Here is a 16,041-nt window from a genome sequence, read left to right as displayed (position 1 = left end):
CAGACTAATTTAGTTTTTCATGGGTTGAAACTGCCAATTGCCAAACTTGCGGCGCTTTGCACAGGCGAACATTTCCAACCCCGACCTTCGGCGCAATTTCCTTCCCGCGCGCTTTGGCCTATTCTGGCCGGAAAGGCCGAAGGACTGCGGGAGGAAGCATGCCGGGCTCGCTGATATTCGCCTTGGCGCTCGCCTATCTGCTCCTGCTCTTCGCGGTCGCAAGTTACGGCGACCGCAAGGCCAAGCATTCCGGCCGCTCGACCAAGGGCCGGCCGCTCGTCTATGCGCTCAGCCTCGCCATCTACTGCACCTCCTGGACCTATTTCGGCGGCGTCGGGCTTGCCACCACCAACGGGCTGGAATTCGCCGGCATCTATATCGGCCCGATCCTGATGTTCACGCTCGGCATGCCGCTCATCCGCCGCATCGTGACGCTGGCGAAATCCGAACGCCTCACCTCCATCGCCGACTTCATCGCCGCCCGCTACGGCAAGAATCCGGGCGTCGCCGCCGTCGTCGCCCTCATCTCGCTGATCGCCTACATCCCCTACATCGCCCTCCAGTTGAAGGCGGTCTCCAGTTCCGTCGCCGCCATGGTCGACACGACCGGGTTCGGCATCGCCGCCTCGGGCGGGATCATCGACCTGCCGCTCGTCGTCACGCTCTCGCTCGCCTGCTTCGCCATCGTCTTCGGCACGCGCCACACGGACGCGACCGAGCACCAGGACGGCCTCATCCTCGCGATCTCGATGGAATCGCTGGTCAAGCTCGTCGCCATCGCCTCCGTCGGCATCTATGTCGTCTATTTCCTGTTCGACGGGCCGGGTGACCTGTGGCAGCGCGCCTCGGAGAACGAGCGCGTCATGCGGTCGCTGACCTACGAGACGCCGGTCGCCCGCTGGATCCTGCTCATCGTGCTTTCGGCCTTCGCCATCGTCATGCTGCCGCGCCAGTTCCACGTCACGGTCGTCGAGAACCGCACGGCGGGCGAATTGCGCATGGCGGGCATCCTCTTCCCGCTCTACCTCATCGCCATCAACCTTTTCGTCCTGCCCGTCGCCATCGGCGGCGTCATGACCTTCAACGGCCAGGGCGACGGCGACCTCTATGTGCTGACCCTGCCCTTCGCGCTCGACCAGCACGTCCTGACGCTCGTCGCCTTCATCGGCGGCTTTTCGGCCGCCACCGCCATGGTCATCGTCGCCTCGGTGGCGCTGTCCATCATGGTGTCAAACGACATCGTCATCCCGGTCGTGCTGCGCCGCAGCCTCATCGGCGGCGTCGAGCAGCAGGACGACCTCTCGCGCATGCTGCTGCGCATCCGGCGGCTCGCCATCTTCTTCGTGCTCCTGCTCGGCTATGCCTATTACCGCGCGGCGACGGCCAATGCGGGCCTTGCCTCGATGGGTCTCCTCGCCTTCGCCGCGGCGGCGCAGGTCGCCCCCGCGCTGCTCGGCGGCCTCTTCTGGCGCAACGCCAATGCCCGCGGTGCGATGGCGGGCATGATCTCGGGCCTCGTCGTCTGGGCCTACCTGCTCTTCCTGCCGAGCATCGGGGTCGCGGACAACGCCTATGTCGCCGAAACCGTGCTCGGCTTCCTCTTCCCCGGCTCCACCATCTTCACGGGCGCGGCCGCCGATCCGCTGGTCAACGCGACCCTCATCGCCATGATGGTCAATATCGGCGCCTATGTGGTCGGCTCGCTCACCCGCAACCCGACCTCGCTGGAACGCCTCCAGGCCGGCACCTTCATCCGCGCCAAGCCACGCCTCGAGCGCGCCTTCCGCGGCCGGCGCACGAAGGTGACGGTGAAGGACCTCAAGAGCACAATCGCCAAATATCTCGGCGAGGAGCGCATGCAGCGCTCCTTCCATACCTATGAGCGGCAGGTCGGGCGCTGGCTGGAGGACAATGCGCCGGCCGATGCGGCCATCGTGCATTTCTCCGAGCAGCTCCTCGGCAGCGCCATCGGCTCGTCCTCCGCCCGCCTCGTGCTCTCGCTCGTGCTCCAGCGCATCGACGACACGCCGACGGACACCGACTGGCTGCTCGACCAGGCCAGCGAGGCCCTGCAATACAACCAGGACATGCTGCAGACCGCGCTCGGCCAGATGGATCAGGGCATCGCAGTCTTCGACAGCGAGGGCAACCTCACCGTCTGGAACCGCCGATTCCGCCAGCTCCTCGACCTGCCGGAATATGTCGGCCAGGTCGGCTTTCCGCTGGCCGACATCGTGGACATCCTCGTCGAGCGCGGCGACATCGCGGAGGCGGACCGCCAGGCCGCGATCACCCGCACCATGACCTTCGACGAACCTTTCGCGCTGGTGCTCGGCGACGGCGCACGCATCCTGGAAATCCGCACCAACGCCATGCCGGAAAAGGGGTTCGTCTCCACCTATACGGATATCACCGACCGCGTCGCCTCCGACCGCGCGCTGAAACAGGTCAACGAGACGCTGGAGCAGCGCGTCGCCGAGCGCACCGTCGAGCTCACCCGCGTCAATACCGAGCTTGCCGAGGCCCGCGCCGCCGCGGAAGAAGCCAATATCAGCAAGACGCGCTTCTTCGCCGCCGCCGGCCATGACATCCTCCAGCCGCTCAACGCGGCGCGGCTTTACTCCTCATCGCTGGTCGAGCGACTGGGCGACACGGAGAACCGCGAGATGGTCCGCAACATCGATTCCTCGCTGGAATCGGTGGAAGCGATCCTCGGCGCCGTGCTCGACATCTCCCGCCTCGACACGGGGGCCATGAAGCCGCGCGTACAGACGGTGGCGCTGAAGGATCTCCTCAAGCGCATCGAGACCGATTTCGCCCCCATCGCGCGGGCGAAGAACCTCAAGTTCACCGTGCTCTCCTCCTCGCTCGCCATCCGCACCGACCCGAACCTGCTGCGCCGCGTGGTGCAGAACCTCGTCTCGAACGCGATCAAGTACACGAATTCGGGCAAGGTGCTCGTCGGCGTGCGGCGCAAGGGCGGGCACGCCTTCATCCAGGTGCTCGATTCGGGCATTGGCATCCCCTCCTCGAAATTCCGCACCGTCTTCAAGGAATTCGCCCGCCTCGACGAGGGCGCACGCACGGCGCCGGGCCTCGGGCTCGGCCTTTCCATCGTCGACCGCATCTCGCGGGTGCTGTCTCATCCCGTCGAGCTGCAATCGACGCCGGGACGCGGCACCAGCTTCAAGGTGCGCGTGCCGATCGACATGGCCGCCAGCCGCCACGTCGCCGACAAGCCCGCCGTCGTGCCTGTTGTCGACGAGCCGCTGAAAGGTCTGCGCGTGCTGTGCATCGACAACGAGCCGAAGATCCTCGACGGGATGCGGCTGCTTCTTTCCGGCTGGGGCTGCACGGTCGTGCTGGCGGAATCGGTCGCCGCGGTCGAAGCGCTGGCTGCCACAGACCCGTTGCCCGCCATCGACGCCGTGATCGCCGACTATCACCTCGACGACGGCACCGGCATCGCCGCGATCGGCAAGCTGCGCGCGGCGCTCGGCCGCGCGGTGCCGGCCCTCCTCGTCACTGCCGACCGCACGCCGGATGTCCGCGCCGAGGCCGAGCGCGACAAAATCCTCGTGCAGAACAAGCCCGTCCGCCCCGGCTCCATGCGGGCCTGGCTGACGCAGCTTTCGACGATGCAGCGGGAAGCGGCGGAGTGAGGTTCAGGCCGCCGCCTGCGCCGCGCCGATCTTGCCGAGCTGGATGACCGCCTGGGTGCGGCTGTCGACATTGAGCTTCAGGAGGATCGCGGAGACATGCGCCTTGATGGTCGCCTCGGAGACGCCGAGCTCGTAGGCGATCTGCTTGTTGAGCAGGCCTTCGGCCAGCATGGCGAGCACCCGCGACTGCTGCGGGGTGAGCGTGCGCAGCCGCGCGATGAGGTCGGCCACCTCGCTGTCCTGTTCCGCCCCGCGCACATAGCCGCCGGGCGTATAGATGTTGCCGTCGAGCACCGAGCCGATGCCTTCGCGGATGTCCTCGATGGAGGCAGACTTGGAGATGAAGCCCGAGGCGCCGAGATCGAGCGCGCGGCGGATGGTGGCCGGATCGTCGCTGGCGGAAACGATGACGACGGGAAGGCTCTGGAATTCCGCCCGGAGCGAGATCAGGCCGGAAAGGCCGCTGACGCCCGGCATGGCGAGGTCGAGCAGCAGGAGGTCGGCGTTCGGATGGTCGGAGGCGGCCTTGCGCGCCGCCTCGAAATCGCCGGCCTCGACGATGTCGGGATCCCCCGCCATTCCGGTCAGGGCCTGTTTCAGGGCGCCCCGGAACAGCGGATGGTCGTCCGCGATGATGATCGTGAGTGCCGATGCCATGCGCTCCCTCCCAAGAGTATGACCTTGCGACGGGCGCGGCACGGCATTTCCGGCAGCAGCGGCCCGTCAGGTCTTCTGCGGCGCCGCGTCCTTACCGGGGGCGGGTTCCTCCGCGCCGTCCTCCAGGTTTTTCACGATGCCCATGAACCTTTTCATCATCTTTTCCATGATGCTCATGGTCCGGTCAATCTCTTCATCCGTCGGTAGAGAAGGTTTTGCAGCCGTCTGGCCGGTTGTACCGCCCTTTTCGAGGGCTTCGATGCGTTTTGCCAGGAGGTCCAGCTCCTTCTCGAAGGCCGCGCGCTCGTCCGCGGCCATGCGGCAGACGATCTGGCCGTCCTGCTCGCGGCACAGCGAAATGTCGCCGGACACCGTGTCGAGCCTGACGAAGCCGGTCTCGGTCTTCTCCATGCGGTAGCGGCCTTCGCCCTCGGCATGGGCCGAGCCGGTCAGCAACAGGGCGAGGAAGGTGATGGGCAGAGCGTGAATTCGCATGCAAAATCCTCCAAGAGCCGGTTTGCGGGCCTGTCGCCGGTGGACATTCGCCGTTCTTTGCGGCAAGCGCTACCGTTGAACGCGGCAGCCTATGGAGAAACGGACGAGATGGCGAAGACAATCTACAAGATCGTTCCGGCAAGTCTGTGGCAAGATGCGAAGGACGCGGGGATTTTCAAGGGCGCCGCCATCGACCTTTCCGACGGCTACATCCACTTCTCCACCGCTCCGCAGACGCGGGAAACCGCCGCCCGCCATTTCGCCGGCCAGGGCGACCTCCTCCTCGTTGCCGTCAACGGCGAGGCGCTCGGCGAAAAGCTCGTCTTCGAGCCCTCGCGCGGCGGCGATCTCTTCCCGCACCTTTACGCCGACCTGCCGCTCTCCGCCGTCCTGTGGGAAAGGCCGCTGCCGCTCGGCCCCGACGGCGCCCACCAGTTCCCGGAGATGCTCCCCTGATGTCGTTCCTGTCCACTCTCGGCCGCAAGGGCCTCTTCCTTTTCGATCCGGAAACCGCCCACGGCCTGTCGATCGCCGCGCTGAAAGCCGGCATCGTGCCCGCCTGCCCCGCAAAGGCCGATCCGCGACTTGCCCAGACGGTCGCGGGCATCGCCTTCCCCAATCCGCTCGGCATCGCCGCCGGTTACGACAAGAATGCCGAAGTGCCGGAAGCGCTCCTGCGCCTCGGCTTCGGCTTTGCCGAAATCGGCACGGTGACGCCGCGCCCGCAGGAAGGCAATCCGAAGCCTCGCATCTTCCGCCTCACGGCGGACGATGCCGTCATCAACCGGCTCGGCTTCAACAACGAAGGCCACGCCGCCGCCCTCGCGCGCCTGAAGGGCTGCCGGCGCGATGCGCTGATCGGCGTCAATATCGGCGCCAACAAGGACAGCGAGGACCGTATCGGCGACTATGTGCAGGGCATCCGCACCTTCTACGATGTCGCCCGCTACTTCACCGCCAACATCTCCTCGCCCAACACGCCGGGCCTGCGCGATCTCCAGGCCAGGGAAAGCCTGCACGCGCTGCTTTCCGCCGTGCTCGCCGCCCGCGCCGAGGAACAGGCGCGCAGCGGCCGGCGGGTGCCCGTCTTCCTGAAGATCGCGCCCGACCTGACCGAGGAAGGCCTCGACGACATCGCCGAGGTGGCGCTCGCCCATCCGCTCGACGGCCTCATCGTCTCCAACACCACGCTGTCGCGCGCGGGCCTTCGCGACACGCGCCATGCGGGCGAGGCAGGCGGGCTCTCGGGCAAGCCGCTCTTCGAGAAGTCGACCGTCGTGCTCGCCAAGATGCGCCGACGCGTTGGCGGGAACCTGCCGATCATCGGCGTCGGCGGCGTCTCCTCGGCGGAGACGGCGGCGGAGAAGATCCGCGCGGGGGCGAACCTCGTGCAGCTCTATTCCTGCATGGTCTATGCCGGCCCGACGCTGCCGGGCGAAATCGTGAACGGCCTCTCGCGCATTTGTGATCGCGAGCAGATCGCCTCGATTTCCGCGCTTTGCGGCACCCGCACGGCCCATTGGGCCGACCGCACCCTCTGAATCGTCACAAGGGAACCAAAGTCCCCCGCTACGGGTTTCGTCCATGCGGGTGGAGTGTACGGCAGAAGCCGGTTCACATCGACGGTAGCCTGCGCCGATCCCGCCCAAACGGCCAAAAAGGCCAGGAAGGGACGAAATATGGACGATCACGACGAACGTATCCGGAAAAGGGCCCACGAAATCTGGGAAGAAGAAGGCCGTCCGGAAGGCCGTGAATATTCGCACTGGCTGCGCGCGAGGGCCGACATTCGCGCAGAAGACGGCGAAAGAGCGGGGCGGGGGGAAACCAATCCGCTCGATCTGCTCGGGCTCGGCATCGTCGGCCGCATCCAGCCGGCCTGAGCGCCGGACAAGCAGGAAAAGGGCCGGGGATCAGCTCCGGCCCGCCGCTGAAAACTGCCGCCCCGCCAGCGCCGGCAGCCGCAGCGCCAGGAAGATGCCCCGAAACGCCAGGAACAGATTGAGCGCGAGCCAGAGCCCGTGATTGCCGAGAAGCGGCACGAAGAGCGCGAGCGCCGCGATATAGCCGGCAAAGGCCAGCAGCATCATGTTTCGCATGGCCGACGACCATGTCGCGCCGATGAACACCCCGTCCATCTGAAAGGCCAGCGCGCCGGTCAGCGCCGTCAGCGCCGCCCAGGGCAGGTATTTCACCGCCTCCGCCCGCACGCTCTCCGTGGTCGTCAGGAGGCCGATCACATCCGCGCCGAAGACGAGGAAGAGCATGGTCGTCACGACGCCGAGGCCGAAGGACCAGAGCAGCGTGAGCTTGACGGCGCGGTCGAAGGCGGGGCGGAAGTTCGCGCCGAAGGCCCGGCCGACGAGCTGTTCGGCGGCATTGGCAAGGCCGTCGAGATAATAGCCGGCGACGAGGAAGATGTTCATCAGCACGGCATTGGCCGCCAGCGCCAGCGGTCCCATCGACGAGCCGATGCGCGTCATGACGGCGAAGGCGCCGATCAGCACGAAGGTGCGGATCATGATGTCGCGGTTGAGCGAGAACAGCGCCTTCATCCGCGAGCGAGCGAAGATCTCCGCCCGTGCCGGCCGGTGCGCGCGGTCGAAGCGCGTGACGACGATGAGGAGGCCGGCGAGCATGCCGACCGTCTCGCCCGTGAAGGTGCCCCAGGCGATGCCGGCGATGCCCCAGCCGAGACCGAGGCCGAGGGTGATCGACAGCACGATGTTGATGCCGTTGATGATCGCCTGCAGCATCAGCCCCGTCATGCCCTGCCCGCGTCCGAGCACGAAGCCGAGCAGCGCATAGTTGGCAAGCGCCATGGGCGCGGCGAGCACGCGGATGGTGAAATAGGTCGAGGTCACTTCGGCCACGGCGGGTGGGGGCGCCATAAGGAAGAGCCCGGCGGAGAGCAGAAGCGGGGAGAGCAGCGCGATCGCGAGGCCGCAACACAGCGCGATGGTCAGCGAGCGCCAGTAGACCGCCTGCTCCTCGCGACTATCGCCGCGCCCGAAGGCCTGCGCGACGAGCCCGGTGGTGGAGGCGCGCAGGAAGTTGAAGCTGCCGAGCAGGAGATCGAAGAGCACCGCCCCGACCGCCATGCCGGCGAGCGCATCGGCCGAGCCGAGCCGCCCGGCGACCGCCGTGTCGGTGAGGCCGAGCAGCGGCGTCGTCAGGAAGCCGAGCGTCATGGGAATGGCGATGGACAGCACCAGCCGGTGCGTCACCTCGAAGGGGCCGGCCCCGTCGTTTTCCTCTATCGTCGCTGCGCTCATGTTCCCGTCCCCCGCTGCCCTTGCAGCCCCTCATCCGCCTGCCGGCACCGTTTTCCTTAACCCGCAAACCTACGCATGACGTGCTCCCTCCCCCCGCTTGTGGGTGAGGCGCATTCTTCCGCTCAGCCCGAAAGCACCATTGCCCAGTAACGCCGGTTGCCGGAGGCCGGATTGGAGACGACCGCGACGCCGAGGCCGCGATAGTTGCCCAGCATGTTGGCGAGGTGCTTGGGCGAGCGATACCAGGCCTCGAAGGCGTCCGCCGCGCTCGCCTGCCCGGCGGCGATGTTCTCGGCGGCCGGCAGGGCGACGTCCATGCCCTTCATGCGTTTGCCGAAATTCGCGCCGAAGCCGATATTGTGCTCCATCCGGCCCGCGGCGGCCATGCGGCCTGCCTGGTCCATCGCCGCGCGCTGCGCCGCGCCGTCGACGGCAAGCGCCGGCAGGCCACGCGCGGCGCGCAGCTTGTTGACGAAGGCGAGCGAGGCGGCGGTCTGGTCGCTGCCGGTGCCGGCGGAAGGCGCCGGCGGGCGGGTGGTGCAGCCCGCGGCAAGGGCGGCGACGGCCGCCCCGGAGGCGGCGAGGAAGGTTCTGCGGGAAAACATGGTCAGCGACGGTAGCTCAGGAGACGGATGACGATGAAGACCGGAATGACGATGGCGGCGCCGAGCAGCAGGTAGTCGCCGATGCGCCCCAGCGTCTTGAAGCCGGTGTTCCAGAGGTCGATGACGAAATCGCGCGCGGCCATGAGGATGTCGTGCGGATAGAGCCCGAAGATCGACATCAGGAAGCCGACGGCCACCGAAAGGATCAGGAGCTTGACGATCACGCGGACCGGTGTGTCGCCGAGGAAGCCGTTCACGCCATTCGACATCGGTGATTCTCCAAAAATTCGTGCCCGTTCCAGATAAGCCGTCCCCGGCCCTGCCGCAAGCAAGCGGGCCTCACGAGAATTCGCTTGCCTTTTGCCGCGACCCTGCCATGTAGCTCCGCCAGTCTTGCCGTTTCCGAGAGCCCATGACGAGCCCGCATTTCTCCTCCGGCGATCTCATCGCCGATCGCCGCGCCGACTATGCCCGCATGTTCGCGGAATCGGGCGAGTTCGCGGAGGCTGCGGAACTCATGGAACAGGCGCTCGAACAGGTGCCCTCCTGGGCCGCCGGCTGGTTCCGGCTCGCCGAATATGCCGAGAAATCGGGCCGGAAGGAGGCGGCGGCGGCCGCGCTCGAAAAGGTCGTCGCGCTCGACCCTTCCGACATCTTCGGCGCGAGCCTGAAACTCGCCGTGCTCGGCGCCGCCGATGTTCCCGCCGCGCCCCCGACGCCCTATGTGGAGCGCCTGTTCGACGACTATGCCGACCGCTTCGACACCGCGCTCGTCGAAAAGCTGGACTACACGGTTCCCCAGACGCTCGCCCGGCTGGTGCGCCGGCATGCGGGCGAGGACACATCCTTCGGCCTCGTTTGCGATATCGGCTGCGGCACCGGCCTCTTCGGCGTCGCGTTCCGCGCCAATGCCGGCCGGCTGGAAGGCTTCGACCTTTCCGCCGGAATGCTCGCCAAGGCGCAGGAAAAGGCCGTCTACGACCACCTCGCCCAGGCGGACCTGTCGCTGCCGGCGGAAGCGAGCGGCCTCTTTGCCACCGCGCCGCAATCACGCGCCGACCTCGTCAGCGCCGCGGACGTGCTGATGTATCTCGGCGACCTCGCCGAGGTCTTCCCGAGCGCTGCGCGCCTTGCAAGGCCGGGCGGGCTCTTCGCCTTTTCCGTCGAGGACGGCGGCGAAGGCGATGCGCCGCTGCTGCGCCCGTCGCTGCGCTATGCCCATCCCGAAGCCTTCATCCGCCGGAAGCTTGCCGAGAGCGGCTTCGAGCTCCTCGCCGTGGAGAAAAGCGTGATCCGGCGCGATGCCGGCCAGCCCGTGCACGGCCTCGTCTTCCTCGCACGGCGGCTCGGATAGGACCCGCATCCATGGCGCCGGCCGGGGTATCGAAACCGGGATATTTCGCGGAGCCGCTTCACATTCGTCCCGCCGTCACTAGCTTAGGCGCGTGAGCATCATCGATTCCGCCGCCGGCCTCTCCCTTCTTCCCAAATCCTTCGCCGACTGGTTCGCGGCCAAGGGGTGGCAGCCGCGTGCCCACCAGATGGAGCTCCTGGCGCGCGCCACGGCGAGGGAAAGCCTGCTGCTGATCGCGCCCACCGGCGCGGGCAAGACGCTGGCCGGCTTCCTGCCGGCGCTGACGGACCTTGCGCAGCGCGGCAAAATCCCGCCCGGCTCCGCCTTCACCGGCATCCACACGCTCTATATCTCGCCGCTGAAGGCGCTCGCCGTCGATATCGAGCGCAACCTGATGAAGCCCATCTGCGAAATGGGCCTGCCCATCACCATCGAGACGCGCACCGGCGACACGCCGCAGGCAAAGCGCCAGCGCCAGCGCCTCAACCCGCCGGACATCCTGCTGACGACGCCGGAGCAGGTCGCCCTCCTCATCGCCAACGGCGAGGCCCCGCGCTTCTTCAAGGACCTGAAATACGTAATCTTCGACGAGCTGCATTCGCTCGTCACCTCCAAGCGCGGGCATCTGCTGTCACTCGGCCTCGCGCGCCTGCGCCGGCTTGCCCCGGGGCTCAGGACCATCGGCCTTTCGGCCACCGTCGCCGAGCCGATGGACCTTCGCCGCTGGCTGGTCGCGCAGTCGCCCGATGCGGAAAGCCATGCCGGGCTCGTCACCGCGCCGGGCGGGGCGAAGCCGATCATCACCATCCTGAAAAGCGAGGAGCGGGTGCCCTGGTCGGGCCATCAGGCGAAATATGCGATGCCCGAGGTCTATGCGGCGATCAAGGCGCACAGGACGTCGCTGCTCTTCGTCAACACGCGCAGCCAGGCGGAAATCCTCTTCCAGGAATTGTGGAACATCAACGAGGACACGCTGCCGATTGCCCTGCACCACGGCTCGCTCGATGTCGGCCAGCGGCGCAAGGTGGAGCAGGCCATGGCGGAGAACCGCCTCCGCGCCGTCGTCGCTACCTCGACGCTCGACCTCGGCATCGACTGGGGCGATGTCGATCTCGTCATCCATGTCGGCGCGCCGAAGGGCGCCTCGCGGCTCGCCCAGCGCATCGGCCGTGCCAACCACCGCATGGACGAGCCGAGCCGGGCCATCCTCGTGCCGGCCAACCGCTTCGAGGTGATGGAGTGCCAGGCGGCGCTCGACGCCAACTATCTCGGCGCGCAGGATACGCCCCCCGTCGGCGAGGGCACGCTCGACGTGCTCGCCCAGCACGTCCTCGGCATGGCCTGCGCCGCGCCCTTCAACGAGGACGCGCTGTTTTCCGAAGTCACCACCGCCTCGCCCTATACCGGCCTTGCGCGCGAAAAATTCGGGCGGATCGTGCAGTTCGTCGCGACCGGCGGCTATGCGCTGAAGACCTACGAGCGCTATGCCCGCATCCGCAAGACCGTCGACGGCCTCTGGCGCGTCTCCAATCCGGGGGTCGCCCAGCAATACCGCCTCAATCTCGGCACCATCGTCGAGATGCCGATGCTGAACGTGCGCATGGTCAAACGCGGCGCGAAGGGGGCGGTCGGTCGCGGCGGTGCCTCGCTCGGCAAGGTTGAGGAATATTTTCTCGAAATGCTCTCGCCCGGCGATACCTTCCTCTTCTCCGGCAAGGTGCTGCGCTTCGAGGGCATCCGCGAGAACGAATGTCTCGTCTCGCAGGCCTTCTCGCTCGATCCGAAGGTGCCGGCCTATGCGGGCGGCAAGTTCCCGCTCTCCACCTATCTCGCCGACCAGGTGCGCAGCATGCTGGACGATCCGCAGCGCTGGGGCGAACTGCCCGAGCAGGTGCGCGACTGGCTCGCGCTGCAACGCGACGTCTCCGCCCTGCCGAAGCGCGACGAACTCCTTATCGAGACCTTTCCGCGCGGCAGCCGGCATTACATGGTCGCCTATCCCTTCGAGGGACGGCTGGCGCACCAGACGCTCGGCATGCTGCTGACGCGCCGGCTGGAGCGCGCCGGCCGCCGGCCGCTCGGCTTCGTCGCCACCGACTATTCGCTGGCGATCTGGGCGCTGGACGACCTCGGCCATGCCTTCGCCGTCGAGCGGCCGTCGCTCCAAAACCTCTTCGACGAGGACATGCTGGGCGACGATCTGGAAGCCTGGCTCGACGAGAGCTTCATGCTGAAGCGCACCTTCCGCAATTGCGCCGTGATCGCGGGGCTGATCGAGCAGCGCCATCCGGGCAAGGAAAAGACCGGGCGGCAGGTCACCGTTTCCGCCGACCTCATCTATGACGTGCTCAGGAGCCACGAGCCGGATCATATCCTGCTGGAGGCCACGCGCGCCGATGCGGCGGCGGGGCTTTTGGATATTCAGCGATTGGGCGATATGCTGGCGCGAATCAAGGGCCACATCGCCCACCGGCGGCTCGACCGCATCTCGCCGCTCGCCGTGCCGATCATGCTGGAGATCGGCAGGGAGACGGTGGCGGGCGAGGCGCAGGATTCGCTTCTGGCGGAGGCCGCCGAGGATCTGATCGCCGAGGCGATGGGCGACGCGGGCATTTAAGGACTGAACGACGCGCATGCAGAGACTGGCACTGGCATCGGTGGAAATACAGGATTTCGGCGCGGTTTCCGCGCGCACCGTCGTCGCCGGCGTCGAGGCCGTGTGCGATCCGCTCGGCGCGCTTTACCTGCCGGAAACGCGCCTCCTCGTCGTCTCCGACCTGCATCTGGAAAAGGGTGCGGCCTTCGCCCGCCGCGGCATGATGCTGCCGCCCTACGATACGCTCGCGACGCTCAAGGTGCTGGAGGCCGTCATCGTCAGGCACGACCCCGCCATCGTCGTCAGCCTCGGCGACAATTTCCACGACCGCGTCGGCTCGGCCCATCTGCCGGACATCTTCCGCGCGAAGATCGCGGAGTTGGCGCGCGGGCGCGAATGGATCTGGATCAACGGCAACCACGATCCGGACGGCACGGTGGACCTGCCCGGCCAGTCGGCCGATGAGCTGCATTATGCCGGCCTTGCCTTCCGCCACGAACCGTCGCTTCTGGCGCCGGCCGGCGAGATCGCCGGGCACCTGCATCCGGCCGCCACCGTCATCCGCCGCGAGAAGGCGGTGCGCCGCCCGTGCTTCGCGACGGACGGCAGGCGCCTTTTGATGCCCGCCTTCGGCATCATGACCGGCGGGCTCGACCTGCGGCACAGGGCGATGACAGGCCTCTTCGACCGCCAAAGCCTCGTCGCCCACATGCTCGGCCGCGACCGCATCTATTCGGTGCGGTTTGCCAATCTGCGCGGCTGAACCGCATCCATCCGCCTGCCGGCCACCGTCTCCCCGCAAGCGGAGCGAAGGGGATGCTTCGCTTCCTCAAAACCAGCGGGTCGGCGAAGGAGGTTGCGGATAGCGGGATACGCGTGCCGCATCTCTCCTTCTCCCCGCTTGCGGGGAGACGGTGGCCGGCAGGCCGGATGCGGGGCCGCCGCCGTCGCCTCAGTCCCGCTTCACCAGCCGCAGGATCGTCGATTCCCCGCCGCCCTGCTGCTCCGTCACCGCAAACACCGTCCCGTCGGGCGCGACCTTGACGTCGCGGATGCGGGCGTCGAGCGGCACGCGCTCTTCGTGCGCAACCCTGTCGCCGTCCATATGCAGCACGACGAGCCCCTGGCTGACGAGGCCGCCGATGAGGAACGCGCCCTTCCATTCCGGAATGACGTCGCCCTGGTAATAGGCCATGCCCGAGGGGCCGATCACCGGATCCCAGTAATAGACCGGCTGCTCGGTACCTTCGAGCGCGGTGATGCCCTCGCCGACCGGGCCGCCGCTATATTCGACGCCGTAGGTCACCTTCGGCCAGCCGTAGTTCTTGCCGGCTTCCGGCCGGTTCAGCTCGTCGCCGCCTTTCGGCCCGTGCTCCACGGTCCAAAGCCGCCCCTGTCCGTCCAGCGTGGCGGCCTGCAGGTTGCGGTGGCCGTAGCTCCAGATTTCCGGCAGCGCGCCCTCCGTGCCCGCGAAGGGGTTGCCGTCAAAGGCCTTGCCCTCCGCATCGATGCGGAAGACCTTGCCGAAGCCGCTGCCGAGGTCCTGCGCCCCGACGCGGGTCTCGCGGTCGGAACGCTCGCCGACGGTCACGTAAAGCTGCCCTTCCGGCCCGAAGACGAGGCGCGAGCCGAAGTGCTTGTCGCCATCATAGGTCGGCATCTGCCGGAAGATCACCTTCACGTCCTGCAAGGCGAGCCTGCCCTCCTCCTCGGTCAGCCGCGCGGATGCCACGGACGTGCCGTTGCCGCCCTCGCGCGGTTCGGAGAAGGAGAAGTAGATGCGGCCGGAGCTTTCGAAATCGGGGGCGAGCGCCACGTCGAGCAGGCCGCCCTGCCCTTGCGACATCACGGCGGGAACGCCGTCGATCGGCGGGCTCGCCTCGCCGTTCTCCTGCGAGACGACATGCATGGCTCCGTCCTTGGTCGTCACCAGCATCCGGCCGTCCGGCAGGAATTCCATGGCCCACAGATGCGGCAGGCCCTCCGCCACGACATCGACTCCGATCTCGGGCACGGCATCAGGAAGCGCGGCGCGGGTCTGGTTCTCGAAGGCCGGCTTCTGGTCCGGCGCGTTCGCTTCCCGGGTTTCGGCGGTCCTGGCGGTCTGGGCGAAGGCCGGGACTGATAACAGCGAGGCGGCAAGCATGGTGCCGGCAAGAAGAGCTCTGGTCGTGCGCATGATGGTTCCTTGTCCTGTCGCGAAAGATGCGGATCGCATCCTGCCCGCCCAAGGAGACGGCATCATGATTTGTTTCAACACGCCTGTTCAAGAAATGTTTATCGCGCTCGAGGCCATGCCGGGCCGGTTGCGGGCTGCGCCCGTTGATGGATGGCCGAACCGCTTGTAACGTGCAAGCAGTTCTGGAGACCTTGAATGAAGGATACCCGCCGCTCAGGCTGCCCGATCAACCTGACCCTCGAGATCCTCGGGGACCGCTGGAGCCTGATCGTGCTGCGCGACATGATGTTCGGCAATCGCCGGCACTTCCGCGAGCTCTTGACCGGATCGGAGGAAGGCATCGCCTCGAACATCCTGGCGGACCGGCTGCGCCGGCTGCTCGCCGAAGGGCTGATCACCAGGGCGGACGACCCGAGCCACCGGCAGAAGGCCATCTACAGCCTCACCGAGATGGGCATCGCGCTCGTGCCCGTCTTTGCGGTGATGGGCGCCTGGGGCCGGCGCTTCCTGCCGGTGACGGAGGACCTGTCGATCCGTGCCGAACTGCTCGAAGACGGCGGGCCGGCGATGTGGGAGGCCTTCATGGAGGAACTGCGCGCCATCCACCTCGGCGGCCCGCCGCCGGCACGCTCCGTCTTCGGCGAGCTCAGGGCCGCCTACGAGGCGGTCGTCGCCCGCAGGGCCGCAACCGGCGCTTGACGAAAGCCCCGCAGTTGATTTCCATCATGGCAGCGCCCGGTGCCGGGCCTAGTGTGGGCAAAAAGGAGGCTGCAACCATGTACAGGCATATCCTCGTTCCGACGGACGGTTCCGAACTGTCCGCCGCCGCCGTCGATCAAACGCTGGAGCTCGCAAGGACGCTCGGCGCAAAGGTGACGGCGCTCACGGTGGCAGAGCCCCTGCATTTCCTGCCCGTGACGCCCGGCGCCACGGTCAACCTGCGCGCGGAATACGAAAAACAGCTCAGGGAGGACGGCGTCCGCATCCTCGGCGCGGTCGAGGCGAAGGCGGCGGCGGCCGGCATTCCGGTCGAGACCGTCCAGGTGGCTGCGGGCGATGCGTGGCAGGCGATCATCGACACGGCGGAAAAGCACGGCTGCGACCTCATCGCCATGGCCTCGCACGGCCGGCGCGGCGTCAGCGCCTTCCTGATGGGCAGCGTCACGACGAAGGTGCTCAGCCACGCGAAGGTGCCGGTGCTGGTCTACCGCTCCTGAA

16 protein-coding genes are annotated in these 16,041 nt (G+C 67.3%); 10 read left to right on the top strand and 6 right to left on the bottom strand.

The features are described 5' to 3' along the window. The first annotated feature begins 158 nt into the window (after window positions 1-158). Window positions 159-3,662, top strand: a complete 3,504-nt coding sequence (locus L0976_RS25710) for a PAS domain-containing hybrid sensor histidine kinase/response regulator (RefSeq protein ID WP_234189776.1) — start codon at window positions 159-161, stop codon at window positions 3,660-3,662. Window positions 3,663-3,665: 3 nt separating this feature from the next. On the opposite strand, the gene L0976_RS25705 is transcribed toward L0976_RS25710, so the two are convergent. Beyond that, window positions 3,666-4,319 (bottom strand): response regulator transcription factor, encoded by a 654-nt coding sequence (locus L0976_RS25705; protein ID WP_203317444.1) that lies wholly within the window; start codon window positions 4,317-4,319, stop codon window positions 3,666-3,668. A gap of 66 nt (window positions 4,320-4,385) precedes the next feature. Further along, window positions 4,386-4,814, bottom strand: a complete 429-nt coding sequence (locus tag L0976_RS25700; protein WP_203317443.1) for a hypothetical protein — start codon at window positions 4,812-4,814, stop codon at window positions 4,386-4,388. 108 nt (window positions 4,815-4,922) lie between these two features. Here L0976_RS25700 and L0976_RS25695 point away from each other — a divergent pair, with 108 nt between their 5' ends. The 3 genes from L0976_RS25695 (at window position 4,923) to L0976_RS25685 (ending at window position 6,697) form a co-directional block, all read left to right on the top strand. Continuing rightward, window positions 4,923-5,270, top strand: coding sequence for a DUF952 domain-containing protein (locus L0976_RS25695; protein ID WP_234189775.1), 348 nt, complete (start codon window positions 4,923-4,925; stop codon window positions 5,268-5,270). Further along, on the top strand, window positions 5,270-6,355 hold the full coding sequence (locus tag L0976_RS25690) for a quinone-dependent dihydroorotate dehydrogenase (RefSeq protein WP_234189774.1): 1,086 nt from the start codon (window positions 5,270-5,272) through the stop codon (window positions 6,353-6,355). Before L0976_RS25695 ends, L0976_RS25690 begins: the two co-directional genes overlap by 1 nt. 138 nt (window positions 6,356-6,493) lie before the next feature. Beyond that, window positions 6,494-6,697, top strand: coding sequence for a DUF2934 domain-containing protein (locus L0976_RS25685; protein WP_234189773.1), 204 nt, complete (start codon window positions 6,494-6,496; stop codon window positions 6,695-6,697). A gap of 30 nt (window positions 6,698-6,727) precedes the next feature. On the opposite strand, the gene L0976_RS25680 is transcribed toward L0976_RS25685, so the two are convergent. The 3 genes from L0976_RS25680 to L0976_RS25670 form a co-directional block, all read right to left on the bottom strand. Then, window positions 6,728-8,089: an MATE family efflux transporter gene (locus L0976_RS25680; protein WP_234189772.1), complete on the bottom strand. Its 1,362-nt coding sequence runs from the start codon at window positions 8,087-8,089 to the stop codon at window positions 6,728-6,730. Window positions 8,090-8,211: 122 nt separating this feature from the next. Then, window positions 8,212-8,694: a CAP domain-containing protein gene (locus tag L0976_RS25675; protein ID WP_234189771.1), complete on the bottom strand. Its 483-nt coding sequence runs from the start codon at window positions 8,692-8,694 to the stop codon at window positions 8,212-8,214. 2 nt (window positions 8,695-8,696) lie between these two features. Further along, window positions 8,697-8,963, bottom strand: coding sequence for a DUF6460 domain-containing protein (locus L0976_RS25670; protein WP_234189770.1), 267 nt, complete (start codon window positions 8,961-8,963; stop codon window positions 8,697-8,699). Between the two features lie 143 nt (window positions 8,964-9,106). Between L0976_RS25670 and L0976_RS25665 the strand changes: the two genes are divergently transcribed. The 3 genes from L0976_RS25665 to pdeM all read left to right on the top strand — a co-directional run bounded on the left by L0976_RS25665 (window position 9,107) and on the right by pdeM (window position 13,407). After that, complete coding sequence (locus tag L0976_RS25665) at window positions 9,107-10,048, top strand: methyltransferase domain-containing protein (protein ID WP_234189769.1); 942 nt, start codon at window positions 9,107-9,109, stop codon at window positions 10,046-10,048. A gap of 91 nt (window positions 10,049-10,139) precedes the next feature. Next, a complete protein-coding gene (locus tag L0976_RS25660) occupies window positions 10,140-12,665 on the top strand; it encodes a ligase-associated DNA damage response DEXH box helicase (protein ID WP_234189768.1) in 2,526 nt (841 codons plus the stop codon). 16 nt (window positions 12,666-12,681) lie between these two features. After that, window positions 12,682-13,407 carry a ligase-associated DNA damage response endonuclease PdeM gene (pdeM, locus tag L0976_RS25655; protein ID WP_203317434.1) on the top strand — a complete coding sequence of 242 codons (726 nt, stop codon included), beginning with the start codon at window positions 12,682-12,684 and terminating at the stop codon, window positions 13,405-13,407. 189 nt (window positions 13,408-13,596) lie between these two features. On the opposite strand, the gene L0976_RS25650 is transcribed toward pdeM, so the two are convergent. After that, on the bottom strand, window positions 13,597-14,823 hold the full coding sequence (locus L0976_RS25650; protein WP_234189767.1) for a PQQ-dependent sugar dehydrogenase: 1,227 nt from the start codon (window positions 14,821-14,823) through the stop codon (window positions 13,597-13,599). Between L0976_RS25650 and L0976_RS25645 the strand changes: the two genes are divergently transcribed. The 3 genes from L0976_RS25645 to L0976_RS25635 all read left to right on the top strand — a co-directional run bounded on the left by L0976_RS25645 (window position 14,816) and on the right by L0976_RS25635 (window position 16,040). Next, window positions 14,816-14,992, top strand: coding sequence for a hypothetical protein (locus L0976_RS25645; RefSeq protein ID WP_234189766.1), 177 nt, complete (start codon window positions 14,816-14,818; stop codon window positions 14,990-14,992). The two genes, L0976_RS25650 and L0976_RS25645, sit on opposite strands and share 8 nt — an antisense overlap. 26 nt (window positions 14,993-15,018) lie before the next feature. Beyond that, complete coding sequence (locus tag L0976_RS25640) at window positions 15,019-15,522, top strand: helix-turn-helix domain-containing protein (protein WP_234189765.1); 504 nt, start codon at window positions 15,019-15,021, stop codon at window positions 15,520-15,522. A 77-nt stretch (window positions 15,523-15,599) separates the two neighbouring features. Next, window positions 15,600-16,040 (top strand): universal stress protein, encoded by a 441-nt coding sequence (locus L0976_RS25635; protein ID WP_203317430.1) that lies wholly within the window; start codon window positions 15,600-15,602, stop codon window positions 16,038-16,040. The last annotated feature ends 1 nt before the right edge of the window (window position 16,041 follow it).

Source organism: Shinella sp. NM-101 (assembly GCF_021401195.1).
GTDB lineage: Bacteria > Pseudomonadota > Alphaproteobacteria > Rhizobiales > Rhizobiaceae > Shinella.
This window is presented reverse-complemented; position numbering and strand designations above follow the sequence as displayed.